This window comes from Cedecea neteri, from assembly GCF_000757825.1.
Classification (GTDB): domain Bacteria; phylum Pseudomonadota; class Gammaproteobacteria; order Enterobacterales; family Enterobacteriaceae; genus Cedecea; species Cedecea selenatireducens.
In genome coordinates, this window is sequence record NZ_CP009451.1 from 1,984,655 (window position 1) to 1,999,961 (window position 15,307).

Below are 15,307 nucleotides of genomic sequence, written 5' to 3' on the forward strand. Positions count from 1 at the left end.
GCTCTATAAAATAGGGATCAGATCAGTATACCGTTATTCGGTGATTCGACGATAGACCGTTGGTGTTTCCAGCGGTGCTTTTTCGTCAATCCTGATTGCCGCTTTCACCGCCTTCGCCGCTTCCTGCCAGCTGGCTTCGTCTTTCGCATGGATAACGGCCAGCGGGCGCTCAGCGTCGATAGATTCACCCAGACGGGCCATATCGGTAAAGCCGACGCTGTAATCGATAGTATCGGAGGCCTGACGACGACCGCCGCCCATCGACACCACCGCCATGCCCAGCGCGCGGGTATCCATCGCCGAGACAAAACCGGACGCTTCGGCATATACCGCCTTGCTCAGCATCGCCGTTGGCAGGTACTTCGCATAGTTTTCAACAAAGTCGCTCGGGCCTTTCTGCGCGGCAACCATCCGGCCAAACACCTCAGCCGCTTTACCGTTATCCAGCACGGACTGAAGCTTCGCGCGAGCTTCCGTATCGTCTTTGGCAAGCTTGCCGGAAATTAGCATTTCCACGCACAGCGCCATCGTGACGTCGAACAGACGTGGGTTGCGGTATTCACCGGTCAGGAACTGCACCGCTTCACGGACTTCCACGGCGTTACCCGCGCTGGAAGCCAGCACCTGATTCATGTCCGTCAGCAAGGCGGTAGTCTTCACGCCAGCGCCGTTGGCAACGCCAACGATAGCTTCGGCCAGCTGCTCTGAAAGCTCGTAGGTCGGCATAAATGCGCCGCTGCCTACCTTCACATCCATCACCAGCGCATCCAACCCTTCGGCCAGTTTCTTCGCCAGGATTGAAGCGGTAATAAGAGGAATAGAGTCCACCGTCGCGGTAATGTCACGGGTAGCATAGAAACGTTTGTCCGCCGGTGCCAGAGAGCTGGTCTGGCCGATGATGGCCACGCCGACGTCCTTAATAATGTCGCGGAAGCGGTTATCGTCCGGGAAGATATCAAAACCCGGAATCGCCTCCAGCTTATCCAGCGTCCCGCCGGTGTGTCCCAGGCCGCGGCCTGAAATCATAGGTACATAACCGCCACAGGCTGCCACCATAGGGCCGAGCATCAGCGAGGTCACGTCACCCACGCCGCCTGTGGAGTGTTTATCCACAATCGGGCCGTTGAGATTAAGGCTTTTCCAGTCCAGCACGGTACCGGAATCCCGCATCGCCATCGTCAGCGAGACCCTTTCCGGCATGGTCATGTCGTGGAAGAAAATGGTCATCGCCAGAGCAGCAATTTGCCCTTCAGAGACGGTGTTGTCGCGAATGCCGTTGATAAAGAAACGAATCTCTTCGTCGCTCAGTACTAGGCCATCACGTTTTTTACGAATAATTTCTTGTGCGAGAAACACGGCAACCCCCTGGGAAATGCGGGTAAGGAGCGGCGGAAAACCCGCCGCAATTAAAGATTACTCTAGATAATTCGAGTCGCAGGAAGGCAGCAAAAGAGCTCATCCCCAGGAGCTTACTGAAGTAAGTGACTGGGGTGAGGGAGTGCAGCTTACGCACCTGCGGCTTGAAGTATGACGAGTAATTAGTAGCTGCTGGCGCTTTTACCATCCCCGTGGCCCAGCGCTTTCAGCAGGCTGGCCAACAGGCTGGAAGCCCCGAAGCGGTAGTGGCGGGAGTCGGCCCAGTCGGCACCGAACAGATCGTCCGCGATAGCCAGGAACTGCGCGGCATCTTCAGCGGAGCGAACGCCACCGGCCGGTTTGAAGCCCACGTTTTTTTCCACGCCCATATCGCGGATCACTTCCATCATGATGCGGGCGCTTTCAGGGGTCGCGTTAACCGGCACTTTACCGGTAGAGGTTTTGATGAAGTCTGCGCCCGCTTTAATGGCGATAGCAGAAGCTTTGCGGATCAGTTCTTCGGTTTTCAGCTCGCCGGTTTCGATGATCACTTTCAGCAGCACGTTAGCGCTGGCACAGGCGTCTTTACACGCTTTCACCAGGCCAAAGCCAACCTGCTCATTACCGGCAATCAGCGCACGGTAAGGGAAAACTACGTCCACTTCGTCAGCGCCGTAGGCGATAGCGGCGCGGGTTTCTGCCAGCGCGATGTCGATATCGTCGTTACCGTGCGGGAAGTTAGTCACGGTCGCAATGCGGATGTCCGGCGTGCCCTGCTCTTTGAGGGTCTTGCGGGCGATTGGGATAAAGCGCGGGTAGATACAAATCGCAGCTGTGTTACCGACTGGGGTTTTTGCCTGATGGCACAGAGCGATGACTTTCTCGTTAGTGTCATCGTCGTTCAGGGTAGTCAGATCCATCAGTTTCAGCGCACGCAGGCTGCTTTGGGTTAAATCGGTCATAACGCTCTCCAACAAAAGGTAAAAAAGTCTCCGGCCCGGAAACTCAACACGTTGGAGCGGACTTGGTTCCTTGAAGAAGAGTGGTCACCTCGGTCACCCTCACGTTGAGATCCTTCTCACCGCACATTGCCGGTTGCAATGTTAGAATTCTAACACCCACTACCGATGCAATTTTGTGTCTCGCCTCACAAAAGCCAAAGAGTGAATTGCAAGCTTTCAGAGAGTATATGTGATTAAAGAAACAAAATAACGCGCTAAATTGCGCCAGACCGCAAGAAAATGGCCGGCAGGGCGCCAGCCATTGGTTACCATGCAATGTTATTATTATAACATTTTTATTGCACCTTACAGCGCCAGGAAAAGCCCGGCGATGGTGGCGCTCATCAGGTTAGACAGCGTCCCCGCCGCCACGGCCTTCATGCCCAGCTGGGCCACATCATGCCGACGGGCTGGTGCCATGCTGCCCAGGCCGCCAATCAGGATGGCGATAGAAGAAAGGTTAGCAAATCCACATAGCGCGAAGGAGATAATCGCCTTGGTGTGACCAGAAAGTACCTGCAGGCCCGCCGCCGCAACCTCGGCGTCATCTTTCAGGTAAGCGCCAAAGTTCAGGTAGGCGACAAACTCGTTGATGATAAGCTTCTGACCGATAAACGATCCAGCCACGTTGGCTTCGCTCCACGGCACGCCAATCAGCCAGGCCACCGGAGAGAACACCCAGCCGAGCATCAGCTCCAGAGAAAGCTGTGGATAGTTGAACCAGCCGCCAATCCCGGAAAGCATCCCGTTCAGCAGGGCAATCAGCGCAACAAACGCCAGCAGCATCGCCCCCACGTTCAGCGCCAGCTGCATCCCGGAGGCTGCGCCAGACGCCGCCGCGTCCAGCACGTTAGCCGGGCGATCCGGATCGTTTTTCATCGACTCCAGCTCCGGCGTGTCGTTCGGAGTTTCCGTCTCAGGCAGCATGATCTTGGCAAACAGCAGCCCGCCCGGCGCGGCCATAAAGGACGCGGCGATCAGGTATTCCAGCGGCACGCCCATTTGCGCATAACCCGCCAGCACGGAGCCTGCAACAGAGGCCAGGCCCCCGCACATCACGGCAAACAGCTCAGAGCGGGTCATGGTGGCGATATAAGGGCGTACCACCAGCGGCGCTTCGGTTTGGCCGACGAAAATGTTCGCCGTCGCCGACAGCGATTCGGTCCGTGACGTTTTCAGTACCTTGCGCAGGCCGCCGCCAAGCACGCGGATCACCAGCTGCATTACGCCCAGGTAGTAAAGCACGGCGATAAGCGAGGAGAAGAAGACGATGATCGGCAGGACGCGCAGCGCGAAAATAAAGCCGCCGCCGCCGAAGACTTCAAACATTTTGTCAGAAACCAGCCCGCCAAACAGGAAGGAAATCCCTGAATTGCCGTAGGCGATGACGTTAGCCACCCCTTCTGACATCGCGAGCAGAACTTTACGCCCGACGGGTACGTAAAGGATCAGCGCCCCGATGCCGATTTGAATCAGCCACGCGCCAATGACGGTACGCAGGTTGATCGCTTTACGGTTGCTGGACAGTAAAACGGCGATCAGCATCAGCGAGGCCATGCCGACCAATCCCATGAGTATTTGCATACAGTATCCCTGTGTATCAACTGGAAGATTCGGGCTTTGCCAGCCCGCTTTTTAGCGCGCGGATTATAACCACAGGGGGGTGAAAAGTGCGGGAGCAATCACGTACAGGAGGAAATATATAGAAACATTTACACAGCAAGGTGACTAACATCACGCTTTCAGGCAGCTAATTAGAAAGCGAATAATTCGTCTGCGTTTTTTTTCAAGGCGTTAGCGATGATTTCAGGCGGCTCCGGTCGGAGTTCACACAAGGATTCGAAGACTTTTGCCACACGTTCGGGGCGGTTTGGCTGCCCCTGCCAGCCGTTAAGTGGCATATCAGGCGCGTCCGTTTCCAGCAGCAGCGATGAAAGCGGCAGGCGGGCCATCACATCCCGGGTTTTGCTGGCTCGCGGATAGGTGATAGTGCCACCTACCCCGATGCGGTACCCCATCGCTATGAAGCGCTCAGCTTGCTGCAGACTACCGGCAAAACCGTGAACCACGCCGGTTCTCGGTAAATTGTGGCGTTTCAGGTGCAGCGCCAGCTTGTCATGGGTACGGCGAGAATGTAGCAGCACAGGGAGATCGTAGCGCTTCGCCAGCTTTAGCTGCTCGTCGAGGATAAATTCCTGTCTGTCGAACTGCGGATCCTCGCGATAAAGATCCAGCCCAATTTCGCCGATCGCGATCAGCTTCTCCGGTTTTTGCCGCAGACGCTCCTCCAGCGCCGCCAGCCCGACTTCATCATGTTTTTCAATCACTATCGGATGCAGGCCGATGGCGGCATAAAGCGCCGGGTAGTTCTGCGCCAGCGCAAGTACGCGATCGAAACGCCCTGCTTCTACTGCGGGCACAATGATTTTACGAACCCCGGCCTCGGCGGCAAGCTCGAGGCTGTGGGCTTCATCACCGGTAAACGGGGGGAAATCAAAGTGGCAATGGGTGTCGTAGAACGTAAAACTCACGCAAGATCCTCATTATCAAACGCGGCATCATTTGCCTGCAGGCCTGAGCCAATCGGTTTGACCAGGGATTCGTTTGCCGCCGCCGCCGGAGGAATGACCAATGGCCCCGGCGTATTCACACGCGGCAAATGCCGCCTTAACGGTGGCTTCGCGACCAGCAGCTTGCCGATGGTGGCGAGGAAATAACGCCCGCACAGGCGGCCCGTTTGGTAATCTGCCGTCAGCGAGGGCAGGCGGCTTCCGAGCGCGCTACTCAGCAGCGCCTTCGGCGGGTAAATCTCAAAAATTCGCAGCTTGCCGGGCGGTTTCTCAATAAAACTCTGGATATCACGATAGCTCTCTTCGTGATGCTGCACCAGATTCAAAAGCGGCTGCAGGCTGCTGTCACCGAGCCAGCGTTCCATGCGTTTGAACCACTGCGGCGTGTAGTACATCTGTGAAGGCACGGTGCGAATGACCACCAGCGTGTCAGCCCCGCGATTAGCGGCTTCCCGCACCGGCACCGCATCGCTTATGCCCCCGTCCTGATAGCTGACGCCGTCAATCTCCACGCCAGCGCGGTAGAAGCCCGGAATAGCGCTTGAGGCTTTCAGTAAATTTAGCCACGTATCCGCAGTCGGTGAAAAGTAATTCGCCGCATAGTCATCGCTGCGGCAGGCGCACATAAAGAACTCTTTTCCTTGCTCAAAAAGCGGGTCCGCGCTGGACATCGAAAGCGGCAGCCTCGTGGAGGTGGACTCTATCAGCCAGTCGAGGTCGATCAGGTGCCCTCCACGCGCAAAGCGTAGCGGGTTAAAGAAATCCCTTGTCGTGGTAAAACGCGTAATCACGCGGCGCGCATACCCCGGCTGGTTACAGACATAGGCAGAAAGGTTCTGTGCACCGGCAGAGGTGCCAAAGAACAGATCAAAGGGGTTGAATTCCGCACGCATAAATTCGTCCAGAACCCCGGCCGTAAAGATCCCGCGCTGCCCGCCCCCTTCACAAATCAGAGCGAGTTTTCCAGGACGAAAAGGTTTGATCGCCAGCGGCGCAATATTGCCGAGCGTAACGGGTATACGATGTCCCACCCTGCTTTCCTGAATTTCTGTTGTTGTGAGTTTCTACCCTATACCCATAGCGCGCTAAGTAAAACGGCGAAAGCCAGTCACGAGGACTGGCTTATGGTTGCCGACAAAGAGGGAAAAAGCGTGATTTTTCCCTCTTTGTGGTGAGCAGCCGAAAATCAATGAATTGATTTTCCTGTTTTTTTTAACGAGCCGTCTGGTATTTCTTTTCTATCGACAGAGCGTTGTCGCCAGTATAAAGCCAGTCACGAGGACTGGCTTTTCTTTTGTATCGGTATGTTACTTAATGAGCGTCGCTAAGGACGTTTGCGTCCCATAAACAGGCTGACCAGGAACAGAATGATACCGACTATAAAGACGATTTTTGCAGCACCTGCAGCGGTACCAGCCAGACCACCGAAGCCCAGGGCCGCAGCGATCAACGCAATAACCAGAAAAATAATGCCCCAACGAAACATAGACTCTCCTTAACCATAGTGAATCTTATCGCTTCTTCACGGGCGCCGGATGGCTAACCCGCAGGCGATAATGTGTAATGGTGGTACTTATCGTCTCCCGGGCTAACCGGGGAAGACGTTTCGGGTGCTGCCGTTACTTCACTTTCAGATCGTTTTTAACGCTTTTCACGCCTTCAACCGATTTGGCAATGCTTTCAGCCTTCTCGGACTGGGCGCTGGACTTCACTTCACCGGACAGCTGAACCACCCCATCGGTGGTTTCCACTTTTACGTGACGGGAAGGCACAATGCTGTCGGCCAGTAATTTCGCTTTGATCTCGCTGGTCGTTGCCGCATCACCGGCATAGCCTTTCACCGACTGCTCTTTAGCGTCACGGACATGAAGTTTGTCGCTAACCGAGGTCACACCTTCCACTTTTTTCGCCGTGGCAACGGCCTGCTCGGCCTGAGCCTGACTCTCAACAAAACCGCTCAGGGTGACCACTTTGTTTTCGGTTTTCACCGAAATGTCGGTGCTTTTAATATTTTTGTCGTCTACAAGTGCTGCTTTAACTTTCGCTGTGATGCCGCTGTCGTCCATGAAATTACCGACTTTAGTCATAGAGCTATCGATTTTTTTCCCTGCGCTATCGGCGGTAGACTCCGTTTTATTGAGCATAGTGTCTTCGGCAAAGGCACTGGTGCTTGCCAGTACTGAGCCCAACACAACCGCCAGCAGAGTTTTTGAAATCTTAGTCGTAGTCATCGATTAATTCCTGTAGGTTTGCTCATCATTTGAGCTTTCTCGTTTCCCGTAAGCCGAAAAAAATCAGCTGTTAATATTGAGATGACCGGGGAAACGCTAACAAGACACCAGGAAATGATTAATTCCCGGAGCTTTCGTCCAATAAAATTGTCATCGCTTTGTTAAATATAGATCACAATCTTAAAACTGCATGGCGAAGTGATGGAAAAAGCAGCGATAACGCAGGATTAGCGTGAAATTAAGAGGATTCCGCAAGGGATTCAAAAGACAGGGAAAGTGAAAAGAACGCGGCGAACGCCGCGTTCTGTCAGGCAATTAGTGCTCGCGGGTTTTACGGAAGGTAACGTCAGGATAACGTTCCTGAGTAATGTTCAGGTTCACCATCGTTGGCGCGATGTAGGTCAGGTTATCCCCGCCATCCAGCGCCAGCTGAATTTCGTTTTTACGTTTGAATTCTTCAAACTTCTTCACGTCATTCCCTTCAACCCAACGCGCCGTCGCCACGTTCACCGATTCGTAAATCGCTTCCACGTTATATTCGCTTTTCAGGCGAGCAACGACCACGTCGAACTGCAGAACCCCGACCGCACCAACGATAAGATCGTTGTTGGCAATAGGACGGAACACCTGCACCGCACCTTCTTCAGAAAGCTGAACCAGGCCTTTAAGCAGCTGCTTCTGCTTGAGCGGATCGCGCAGGCGAATGCGGCGGAACAGCTCTGGGGCGAAGTTCGGAATACCGGTGAACTTCATCATCTCACCCTGGGTGAAGGTGTCGCCTATCTGAATCGTGCCGTGGTTATGCAGGCCGATGATGTCGCCAGGGTAAGCCTCTTCCACGTGGGAACGGTCACCGGCCATAAAGGTCAGCGCGTCAGAAATAATGACGTCTTTACCAATACGCACCTGGCGCAGCTTCATGCCTTTTTCATATTTGCCGGAAACGACGCGCATAAAGGCCACGCGGTCACGGTGTTTCGGGTCCATGTTGGCCTGAATCTTAAAGACAAAGCCGGTGAACTTCTCGTCATCAGCTTCAACCAGACGCGTGTCGGTTTTACGCGGCATGGGCGCCGGAGCCCAGTCCACCAGGCCATCCAGCATATGGTCTACGCCGAAGTTACCCAGCGCAGTCCCGAAGAACACTGGCGTTATCTCACCGGCCAGGAACAGCTCGTGATCGAATTCGTTAGAAGCACCCAGCACCAGCTCCAGTTCGTCACGCAGCTGCAGAGCGAGATCTTCACCCACGGCAGCGTCGAGTTCCGGGTTATTCAACCCTTTCACGATGCGTACTTCCTGAATGGTGTGGCCTTTACCGGTTTGGTAGAGGTAGGTTTCATCTTTATAAAGATGATAAACCCCTTTGAACAGCTTGCCGCAGCCAATTGGCCAGGTGATTGGCGCACAGCCAATCTTCAGCTCGCGCTCAACCTCATCCAGCACTTCCATCGGGTCGCGGATGTCACGGTCGAGCTTGTTCATAAAGGTGATGATCGGCGTATCGCGCAGGCGGGTCACTTCCATCAGCTTGCGGGTACGATCTTCTACACCTTTCGCGGCGTCGATAACCATCAGGCAGCAGTCAACGGCGGTCAGGGTACGGTAGGTATCTTCGGAGAAGTCCTCGTGCCCTGGGGTATCCAGCAGGTTAACCAGGCTGTCGCGGTACGGGAACTGCATCACCGAGGTGGTGATCGAGATCCCACGCTGTTTTTCCATCTCCATCCAGTCGGATTTAGCGTGCTGGCTTGAGCCACGGCCTTTTACCGTCCCGGCGGTCTGAATCGCCTGTCCAAACAGCAGAACCTTTTCGGTGATGGTCGTTTTACCGGCATCCGGGTGGGAGATAATGGCAAAAGTGCGGCGTTTCGCCACCTCTTGCAAATAAGGAGACAAAGTCATAATTACATCTTCTTTAAGTGCGCACGGCCTTGAGCCACGCGCCGAGTGAACGTTATTTGGCGGCTATTTTACCCATCATTGCGGGTTTAACAATCAACAATCATGGCTTACACAGCAGTTGCTCCAGTTCACTTAACGAGGTGACCTGCCAGGTCGGTTCTATCCCTTCCGGCGCGGTGCGTCCGTGGGCGTTAAGCCAGCAGGTTGCTATCCCGGCGTTAATGCCGCCAAGAATGTCGGATTCCGCGGTGTCGCCCACCATTAATACGCGGTCACGCGAAGGCTGATTCATCTGCTCAAAGGTATAGTCGAAAATACGGCGATCGGGTTTTGCCACGCCCACCTGCTCGGAAATAACCAGCAGGTCGAAATAGTCTCGCAGGCCGGTACGCTCCAGGCGGATTTGCTGCAGCGCGGTGAAGCCGTTGGTGATAATGCCGAGTTTAGCCTTACCCTTCAGCGCATTAAGCAAAGAAACGGCCCCCGGCAGCGGGGAGCAAATTTCCGCCATCGCGGATAAAAAGGCGGTGTTAAGTTCAGCCGACGGAACACTAAGCCGCTCGGCCCAGTCCTCAAAACGCCTGAGCTGAAGCTGAAGCGCGGTAATCGCGCCGTTCTGGTAATCCACCCACAGCGGCTTGTTCACCGCCTGGTATTCCTGGAAATCATCTGCGGTAAAGGTCACGCTATAGTCGAGAAACATCCGCTGTAAACCGCCAAACGCGTCAAAAGTAAACAGCGTTTCGTCCGCATCAAATAAAATCCAGTCCCAGTTCATCCACACACCTTTTCAATATTAACCGAGGGGAAGCGCCATCACGATTGCGTCTTCCCGACCTTCTTTTGCAGGATAATAGTTACGACGCACCGTCGCTTCGTTAAAGCCCAGACTTTCGTACAGCGTTCTTGCCGCAACGTTGGAGGCACGTACCTCCAGCCACAGCGTAAAGACATCCCGCTTCTCAAGCTCCTCGATAAGGTACTCAAGCAGCGCTTTTCCAAGCCCCTGCCGCTGGTATGCCGGATCGACCGCGATGTTAAACAACGTGGCTTCGTCGAGAATGACCTGCGTCACCGCAAAAGCGGCAAGCTTGCCGTCAACGTCCAGCCGTAAATTGAAGTAGCGTTCGCCCTGATTGCTGGCAAACGTTTTTTCACTCCAGGGAAAAGCATGACTGCGTAGCTCGATGGCGTACGCCGCCGCTAAATCATTCGGCGTCAGGGAAGATATCGTGTTCATGTTCGCAAATTTGTTGCCACAGCGCCTGTCGCGCGTTGCCATTGTGATAAAGCTCATCCAGCACGGGGGAAGTCAGCTGCGCGCCGTCCAGCGTCAGCGGCTGCTCCACGCCCAGACGCCAGCTATTGCAGCGGCTGTCGGGCGGCATCATCGCAACGCGCTCTGGGGTCAGCTGCATCACTTGCTCAGGGCTTAACGCCATGCTGCGTAAAATGTCCTTCACCAGCGGATCGTTCAGCGCCGGCAGCGCCTCGGCGACCATCACCAAACGCACGCCAGCAGGCAAAGAAACCGCAATTTCACCCTGCAAAGCCGTCGGACGGCGCAGCACCCACTGGGTAATACCCAGCTGCTGTAACTGCCAGTCGCGTCGGGAAGGGGAAGTCATAGCGAAACCTATCTGGAGCGTAATTAGGGCGGCAAATATAGCAAATTCATCGAATCCACGCCATTAAAGCTCTATAATCCACGCTCTGATTTTCCAGGAGCAATTTGATGAGTGCGTTTACCCCGGCGAGTGAAGTACTGCTGCGCCACAGCGATGATTTTACCGAGAGCCGTGTGTTGTTTGCCGGTGACATGCAAGACGACCTGCCGGCGCGTTTCGACACCGCCGCCAGCCGCGCCCACACCCAGCAATTCCACCACTGGCAGGTACTCAGCGCGCAGATGGGTGAGAACGCACAGTACGGCCTCGTGGCCGGTGCGGACATCGTTGCTGACAGCAATACGCTGATTTATTACTGGCCGAAGAACAAGCCAGAAGCCCAGTTCCAGCTGATGAACATTCTGTCGCTGATGCCGATTGGCACCGACGTTTTCGTCGTGGGCGAAAACCGTTCCGGCGTGCGCAGCGCCGAGCAGATGCTGGCTGACATTTGCCCGCTGACCAAAATCGACAGCGCTCGCCGCTGTGGCCTGTACCACGGCCGCCTTGAGCAGCAGCCAGCGTTTGATGAAAACGGCTGGTGGGATGAATATCCACATGACGAGATGACGGTGAAAACCCTGCCGGGTGTCTTCAGCCGTGACGGCCTGGATACCGGCAGCAAGCTGCTGCTTTCCACGCTGACGCCGCACACCAAAGGCAAAGTGCTGGACGTAGGTTGCGGCGCGGGCGTACTGGCCATCACCCTGGCCAGCCACTCGCCAAAAGTTCGCCTCACGCTGAGCGACGTCAGCGCGCCTGCAGTAGCTGCCAGCCGTGCAACGCTTGCGGCAAACGGCATTGAAGGCGAAGTCATCGCCAGTAACGTTTACTCGGAGATCAACGGTCGTTTCGACATGATTATCTCCAACCCGCCGTTCCACGACGGTATGCAAACCAGCCTTGATGCGGCTCACCAGCTTATTCGCGGTGCAGCACGCCATCTGAACATGGGCGGCGAGCTGCGCATCGTGGCGAACGCCTTCCTGGCCTACCCTAACGTGCTGGACGAAGTGTTTGGCAGCCATGAAGTTATTGCCCAAACCGGCCGCTTCAAGGTCTACCGCGCCGTTCTGACCCGCGCGGGCAAAAAACGCTAAACACGCTTCGGTGCCGCTTTTTGCATCAGTCAGAAAAGCGGCACCAAATTAAGTGTTGACGAAGCTCAGAAAACATCTAGAATGCGCCTCCGTGGTTGTGATACTTCGGTATGACAGGTATGCGAAGGTGGCGGAATTGGTAGACGCGCTAGCTTCAGGTGTTAGTGTTCTTACGGACGTGAGGGTTCAAGTCCCTCTCTTCGCACCAACACAACCACGAAAGATATCGTTCGCACTGCGCGAAGGTGGCGGAATTGGTAGACGCGCTAGCTTCAGGTGTTAGTGTTCTTACGGACGTGAGGGTTCAAGTCCCTCTCTTCGCACCAATGCGAAGGCGATATCAAAACTCTTCAGGTGCAAATCTGAAAACTGTGCGAAGGTGGCGGAATTGGTAGACGCGCTAGCTTCAGGTGTTAGTGTCCTTACGGACGTGAGGGTTCAAGTCCCTCTCTTCGCACCACTTCTTACGAAGTGACCCTCTTTTTTATCCCCCTATTGTTTATCTCATCGTTCCCAAATTCATCACAATCAGCAGCAATCCGCTGGCAAATGCTACGCATGATGGCAGTAAAACAAAGTGCCGTAACGTCTTGTGATATAGCATCAGCGCCGTTGCCAACAGCCCGACGACCACCAGCACTCGCCACTGGCTGAAAGACAGATCCATACAGGCAAGCAGCGCGACGGCAAGGCCCGCCACCATTACACTCCAGCCACCTTCGAGTCGTCGTTGCAGCATCTTCGCGCCTCAATCATGATAATGATAACCAATATCATATGATAAAATTTCTCAATTGTCAGCGTGAAAACGTGCGAGAGCTATCGCTGAAATAGCCAGGGTTGACGCGTCATTTAATGACAGATTTTCAGTAAGGTGATAGATTGACCGCCGGCTTTAGTTTGCCTCATAAAAATTCCAATAGTTGCCAGAAAAGCAAATAACCCGCTTTTCATTGATACGACACACACACAACACCTGACGCACTTACCCAAGACATAACCGTTCTATGACAGCCCAAACCTGGCGAGCCTTACTCAAAGCAAAGCACCAGCTTTCTTTACGTTTATTTTTGCTGCTCAACGCCCTGGCAGCCGCTTTTGCTATGCTCTTCCCGATCCATTCGGCCATGCGCGTAACGCTGCCCGCTATCACCATTCTGCTCGCCAGCCTGGCGCTGTTGGCCTGGCAGGTTATCAATAAAAAGCGATTGATTAACCTGAATATTGTCTCGTTATCTCTCGGATTATTATGGGCGCTGCACATTTTTATTAAGCACGAGGCTATCGGCTATCTGGATACTTCATTTCTGGTTATCAGCCTGATGTCGGTGCTCTTTATTGGCGCCATTTCGTTTATTAATAATATCGTGGCCTTCCTGCTACAAAGCCTGCCCGTCGCGCTGGTGGTGCTTTGGCTGGGGGATGTCGATCAGTGGTTACGGGTGCTCTACTCTATTGCGCTGCCCGCCATCGGCATCACCATTCAGCATATTATTCAAAAGCGTAACGAGCGTTTTACCCAGCGGCTGATGAATAAGCTTCTCGAAGAGAAAGAGACGCTGAACGACCTCAGCATGCTCGATCCTTTAACCGGACTGTATAACCGCCGTGGCTTTCAAAACCGCCTCGAACATATTCAGGCCTCCGGCAGCGGCAGCCATTACGTTTTGCTGCTGGATATCGACTACTTCAAGTCCTACAACGATCACTACGGCCATGCGATGGGCGATCAGGCGCTGATCCGCGTGTCGGCCGCCATCCGCGATGCCGTGCGTTCAAGAGATATCGTCACGCGCTACGGCGGCGAAGAGTTCATGGTGATGCTCACCAACATCGACGGCGAGCGCGCGCTGCAGTCTGCCGAAAGGATCCGCCAGCGCGTTTTCGATCTGGAGATTCCCCATATGTTTAATAACCAGGTCGCGACCAACGTCACCGTCAGTATCGGCCTGGCGCCCTTTACCGGAGGCAGCATTGATGACGCTCTGAGCCAGGCGGACAAGGCGCTGTATCAGGCAAAAAATCGAGGACGAAACAGCATTCTGACCAACGAAATGGCCACCGCAGGTTAGCCTTTTCCTCAGAAATAATGTGGTTGCGTACCGGCAGCATATTGTTCATATTTCAGACAATAAAAACATGCCGCTTACGGCAATACTTTGTATCTCTGAGGAATAATAATGGCTAACGTTTTTCCTGCGCTCGTCGTACTTCCCGTACTTCTTCTCACCGCCTGTGCCAACAATAACGCCGGCAGACTGCAGGTCAAAGGCCAGCCGCTGACCAGCGATCCAGCCTATGTTTTGCAGCACCTTATCCCGATGCTGCCTATCACCAGCGGCTGCCGGGACAAACCAGAATCCGTCTCCGTAGACCTGGTCAGTAAATCGGATGATATCCGCACTAATGCCGCCGGAACGGCGCTGATTTCAGGTTCAGCGAAAGAAGCCTGGAAGTTTGACGCCTGCGGCCGCACAATCCCAATGTACGTGACCTACGCATTCTTCCCTGACGGCAAAACGGCTTACAAATTCGCCGCAAAATAGCCTGCCGATAAGCCGCGCCAGATCGCAAAAGCCGCCTTCAATTTGCGATGGCGGCGAAATCATCTTGCCAGAGGAAGCACGCATAGTTAGGATTGCTAATCATTATCATTTAGATTACTTCTTGACGAGAGTATGGCGCTTCAATCCCTTCAGCTCAGCGACGACAGCGGGTGTTTTGTGCTCCCCTGGTCTCCGGCGGCGCGTCCGCTGGCCGATTCTCTGCGGGAACATTTCGCCACCCACCGGCCTTACTTCAACGACATCATCAAATTAAACGAGCCCGTGCCTGCCTCAGCGATGACGCTAAGCGAGTGGCGAAAACCTGCCGTGCTGACTTCACTGATGGCGGCCTACGGCGACCATATTTATCGTAACCAGCCTCAACTTTCCCGCGAGCACAAGCCGCTGAAGTCCCTGTGGGCGCAGTGGTACATTGGCCTGCTGGTGCCGCCGATGATGATGGCCTTGCTGACCCAACCTAAAGCGCTGAACATTGCTCCCCAACACATGCGCGTTGAGTTCCATGCCACGGGGCGAGCCAAATGCTTCTGGATTAACGTGGAAGAAGACAGCCAAGCAACCGAGCTACCGCTACGCCTGCGCCTGGAACAGTTCATTACCCACGGCCTGATGCCCGTTGTAGCGGCGTTGGAAGCCAGCGAAGACATCAACGCCCGGCTTATCTGGAGCAACACCGGCTACCTGGTGAACTGGTTCTTCGGCGAGCTGAAACCGCGGCTGGATGAACAGAGCCTGGCGGCGTTGGTGAATGCCTGTTTCTTTGAAAAGCAGCTCTCATGCGGCAGGGAAAACCCGCTTTACCGCACCGCGATCCCACGTGATGGCGTTTTGGTTCGCCGCACCTGCTGCCAGCGCTACAAGCTGCCCGACGTCCAACGCTGCGGCGACTGTACTCTGAAATAGCAAACGG

16 protein-coding genes and 3 tRNA genes are annotated in these 15,307 nt (G+C 54.6%); 7 read left to right on the forward strand and 12 right to left on the reverse strand.

Annotated features, from left to right (window positions below; genetic code table 11):
* Positions 1-33: 33 nt before the first annotated feature.
* From deoA to JT31_RS09080, 11 genes are all read right to left on the reverse strand, one after another.
* Positions 34-1,356 carry a thymidine phosphorylase gene (deoA, locus tag JT31_RS09035; protein ID WP_038475781.1) on the reverse strand — a complete coding sequence of 441 codons (1,323 nt, stop codon included), beginning with the start codon at positions 1,354-1,356 and terminating at the stop codon, positions 34-36.
* A gap of 182 nt (positions 1,357-1,538) precedes the next feature.
* A complete protein-coding gene (gene deoC / locus JT31_RS09040; RefSeq protein ID WP_038475784.1) occupies positions 1,539-2,318 on the reverse strand; it encodes a deoxyribose-phosphate aldolase in 780 nt (259 codons plus the stop codon).
* Positions 2,319-2,663: 345 nt separating this feature from the next.
* Positions 2,664-3,941 carry a NupC/NupG family nucleoside CNT transporter gene (locus JT31_RS09045; RefSeq protein ID WP_038475786.1) on the reverse strand — a complete coding sequence of 426 codons (1,278 nt, stop codon included), beginning with the start codon at positions 3,939-3,941 and terminating at the stop codon, positions 2,664-2,666.
* A gap of 170 nt (positions 3,942-4,111) precedes the next feature.
* The gene (locus tag JT31_RS09050; RefSeq protein ID WP_038475789.1) at positions 4,112-4,888 is read right to left on the reverse strand and encodes a TatD family hydrolase; all 777 of its coding nucleotides are present in this window, start codon (positions 4,886-4,888) and stop codon (positions 4,112-4,114) included.
* A complete protein-coding gene (locus tag JT31_RS09055; protein ID WP_038475792.1) occupies positions 4,885-5,958 on the reverse strand; it encodes a patatin-like phospholipase family protein in 1,074 nt (357 codons plus the stop codon). The genes JT31_RS09050 and JT31_RS09055 overlap by 4 nt, the downstream gene beginning before the upstream one ends.
* A 293-nt stretch (positions 5,959-6,251) precedes the next feature.
* Positions 6,252-6,413 carry a DUF1328 domain-containing protein gene (locus JT31_RS23065; RefSeq protein WP_032299797.1) on the reverse strand — a complete coding sequence of 54 codons (162 nt, stop codon included), beginning with the start codon at positions 6,411-6,413 and terminating at the stop codon, positions 6,252-6,254.
* A 133-nt stretch (positions 6,414-6,546) separates the two neighbouring features.
* Positions 6,547-7,158 (reverse strand): molecular chaperone OsmY, encoded by a 612-nt coding sequence (gene osmY / locus JT31_RS09060; RefSeq protein ID WP_038475795.1) that lies wholly within the window; start codon positions 7,156-7,158, stop codon positions 6,547-6,549.
* A gap of 315 nt (positions 7,159-7,473) precedes the next feature.
* Positions 7,474-9,063 carry a peptide chain release factor 3 gene (prfC, locus tag JT31_RS09065; RefSeq protein ID WP_038475798.1) on the reverse strand — a complete coding sequence of 530 codons (1,590 nt, stop codon included), beginning with the start codon at positions 9,061-9,063 and terminating at the stop codon, positions 7,474-7,476.
* Positions 9,064-9,163: 100 nt separating this feature from the next.
* Complete coding sequence (gene yjjG / locus JT31_RS09070) at positions 9,164-9,841, reverse strand: pyrimidine 5'-nucleotidase (protein WP_038475801.1); 678 nt, start codon at positions 9,839-9,841, stop codon at positions 9,164-9,166.
* An 18-nt stretch (positions 9,842-9,859) separates the two neighbouring features.
* Complete coding sequence (rimI, locus tag JT31_RS09075; RefSeq protein WP_038475804.1) at positions 9,860-10,303, reverse strand: ribosomal protein S18-alanine N-acetyltransferase; 444 nt, start codon at positions 10,301-10,303, stop codon at positions 9,860-9,862.
* Positions 10,272-10,691, reverse strand: coding sequence for a DNA polymerase III subunit psi (locus JT31_RS09080; RefSeq protein WP_038475807.1), 420 nt, complete (start codon positions 10,689-10,691; stop codon positions 10,272-10,274). The genes rimI and JT31_RS09080 overlap by 32 nt, the downstream gene beginning before the upstream one ends.
* Positions 10,692-10,798: 107 nt before the next feature.
* On the opposite strand from JT31_RS09080, the gene rsmC reads away from it, so the two are divergent.
* The 4 genes from rsmC to JT31_RS09100 all read left to right on the forward strand — a co-directional run bounded on the left by rsmC (position 10,799) and on the right by JT31_RS09100 (position 12,290).
* The gene (gene rsmC / locus JT31_RS09085) at positions 10,799-11,830 is read left to right on the forward strand and encodes a 16S rRNA (guanine(1207)-N(2))-methyltransferase RsmC (protein WP_038475810.1); all 1,032 of its coding nucleotides are present in this window, start codon (positions 10,799-10,801) and stop codon (positions 11,828-11,830) included.
* A 121-nt stretch (positions 11,831-11,951) separates the two neighbouring features.
* Positions 11,952-12,038, forward strand: a tRNA-Leu gene (locus tag JT31_RS09090).
* Positions 12,039-12,069: 31 nt separating this feature from the next.
* Positions 12,070-12,156, forward strand: a tRNA-Leu gene (locus tag JT31_RS09095).
* A gap of 47 nt (positions 12,157-12,203) precedes the next feature.
* A tRNA-Leu gene (locus JT31_RS09100) sits at positions 12,204-12,290 on the forward strand.
* 39 nt (positions 12,291-12,329) lie between these two features.
* Here the strand turns inward: JT31_RS09100 and JT31_RS09105 are convergent.
* Positions 12,330-12,569 (reverse strand): DUF1435 domain-containing protein, encoded by a 240-nt coding sequence (locus tag JT31_RS09105; RefSeq protein WP_038475813.1) that lies wholly within the window; start codon positions 12,567-12,569, stop codon positions 12,330-12,332.
* Positions 12,570-12,837: 268 nt separating this feature from the next.
* Here JT31_RS09105 and JT31_RS09110 point away from each other — a divergent pair, with 268 nt between their 5' ends.
* From JT31_RS09110 to fhuF, 3 genes are all read left to right on the forward strand, one after another.
* The gene (locus tag JT31_RS09110; RefSeq protein WP_038475816.1) at positions 12,838-13,902 is read left to right on the forward strand and encodes a GGDEF domain-containing protein; all 1,065 of its coding nucleotides are present in this window, start codon (positions 12,838-12,840) and stop codon (positions 13,900-13,902) included.
* Between the two features lie 108 nt (positions 13,903-14,010).
* Positions 14,011-14,376 (forward strand): hypothetical protein, encoded by a 366-nt coding sequence (locus JT31_RS09115; RefSeq protein ID WP_038475818.1) that lies wholly within the window; start codon positions 14,011-14,013, stop codon positions 14,374-14,376.
* A 132-nt stretch (positions 14,377-14,508) separates the two neighbouring features.
* Entirely contained in the window at positions 14,509-15,300 is a 792-nt protein-coding gene (gene fhuF, locus JT31_RS09120) for a siderophore-iron reductase FhuF (protein WP_038475821.1), read from the forward strand.
* The last annotated feature ends 7 nt before the right edge of the window (positions 15,301-15,307 follow it).

Bases quoted from the DNA above. Each gene is read 5' to 3' on its own strand.
- rimI (WP_038475804.1), bottom strand. From the start codon at position 10,303: ATGAACACGATATCTTCCCTGACGCCGAATGATTTAGCGGCGGCGTAC.
- JT31_RS23065 (WP_032299797.1), bottom strand. From the start codon at position 6,413: ATGTTTCGTTGGGGCATTATTTTTCTGGTTATTGCGTTGATCGCTGCG.
- deoC (WP_038475784.1), bottom strand. From the start codon at position 2,318: ATGACCGATTTAACCCAAAGCAGCCTGCGTGCGCTGAAACTGATGGAT.
- osmY (WP_038475795.1), bottom strand. From the start codon at position 7,158: ATGACTACGACTAAGATTTCAAAAACTCTGCTGGCGGTTGTGTTGGGC.
- JT31_RS09045 (WP_038475786.1), bottom strand. From the start codon at position 3,941: ATGCAAATACTCATGGGATTGGTCGGCATGGCCTCGCTGATGCTGATC.
- rsmC (WP_038475810.1), top strand. From the start codon at position 10,799: ATGAGTGCGTTTACCCCGGCGAGTGAAGTACTGCTGCGCCACAGCGAT.
- JT31_RS09105 (WP_038475813.1), bottom strand. From the start codon at position 12,569: ATGCTGCAACGACGACTCGAAGGTGGCTGGAGTGTAATGGTGGCGGGC.
- fhuF (WP_038475821.1), top strand. From the start codon at position 14,509: ATGGCGCTTCAATCCCTTCAGCTCAGCGACGACAGCGGGTGTTTTGTG.
- JT31_RS09080 (WP_038475807.1), bottom strand. From the start codon at position 10,691: ATGACTTCCCCTTCCCGACGCGACTGGCAGTTACAGCAGCTGGGTATT.
- yjjG (WP_038475801.1), bottom strand. From the start codon at position 9,841: ATGAACTGGGACTGGATTTTATTTGATGCGGACGAAACGCTGTTTACT.
- prfC (WP_038475798.1), bottom strand. From the start codon at position 9,063: ATGACTTTGTCTCCTTATTTGCAAGAGGTGGCGAAACGCCGCACTTTT.
- JT31_RS09110 (WP_038475816.1), top strand. From the start codon at position 12,838: ATGACAGCCCAAACCTGGCGAGCCTTACTCAAAGCAAAGCACCAGCTT.
- JT31_RS09115 (WP_038475818.1), top strand. From the start codon at position 14,011: ATGGCTAACGTTTTTCCTGCGCTCGTCGTACTTCCCGTACTTCTTCTC.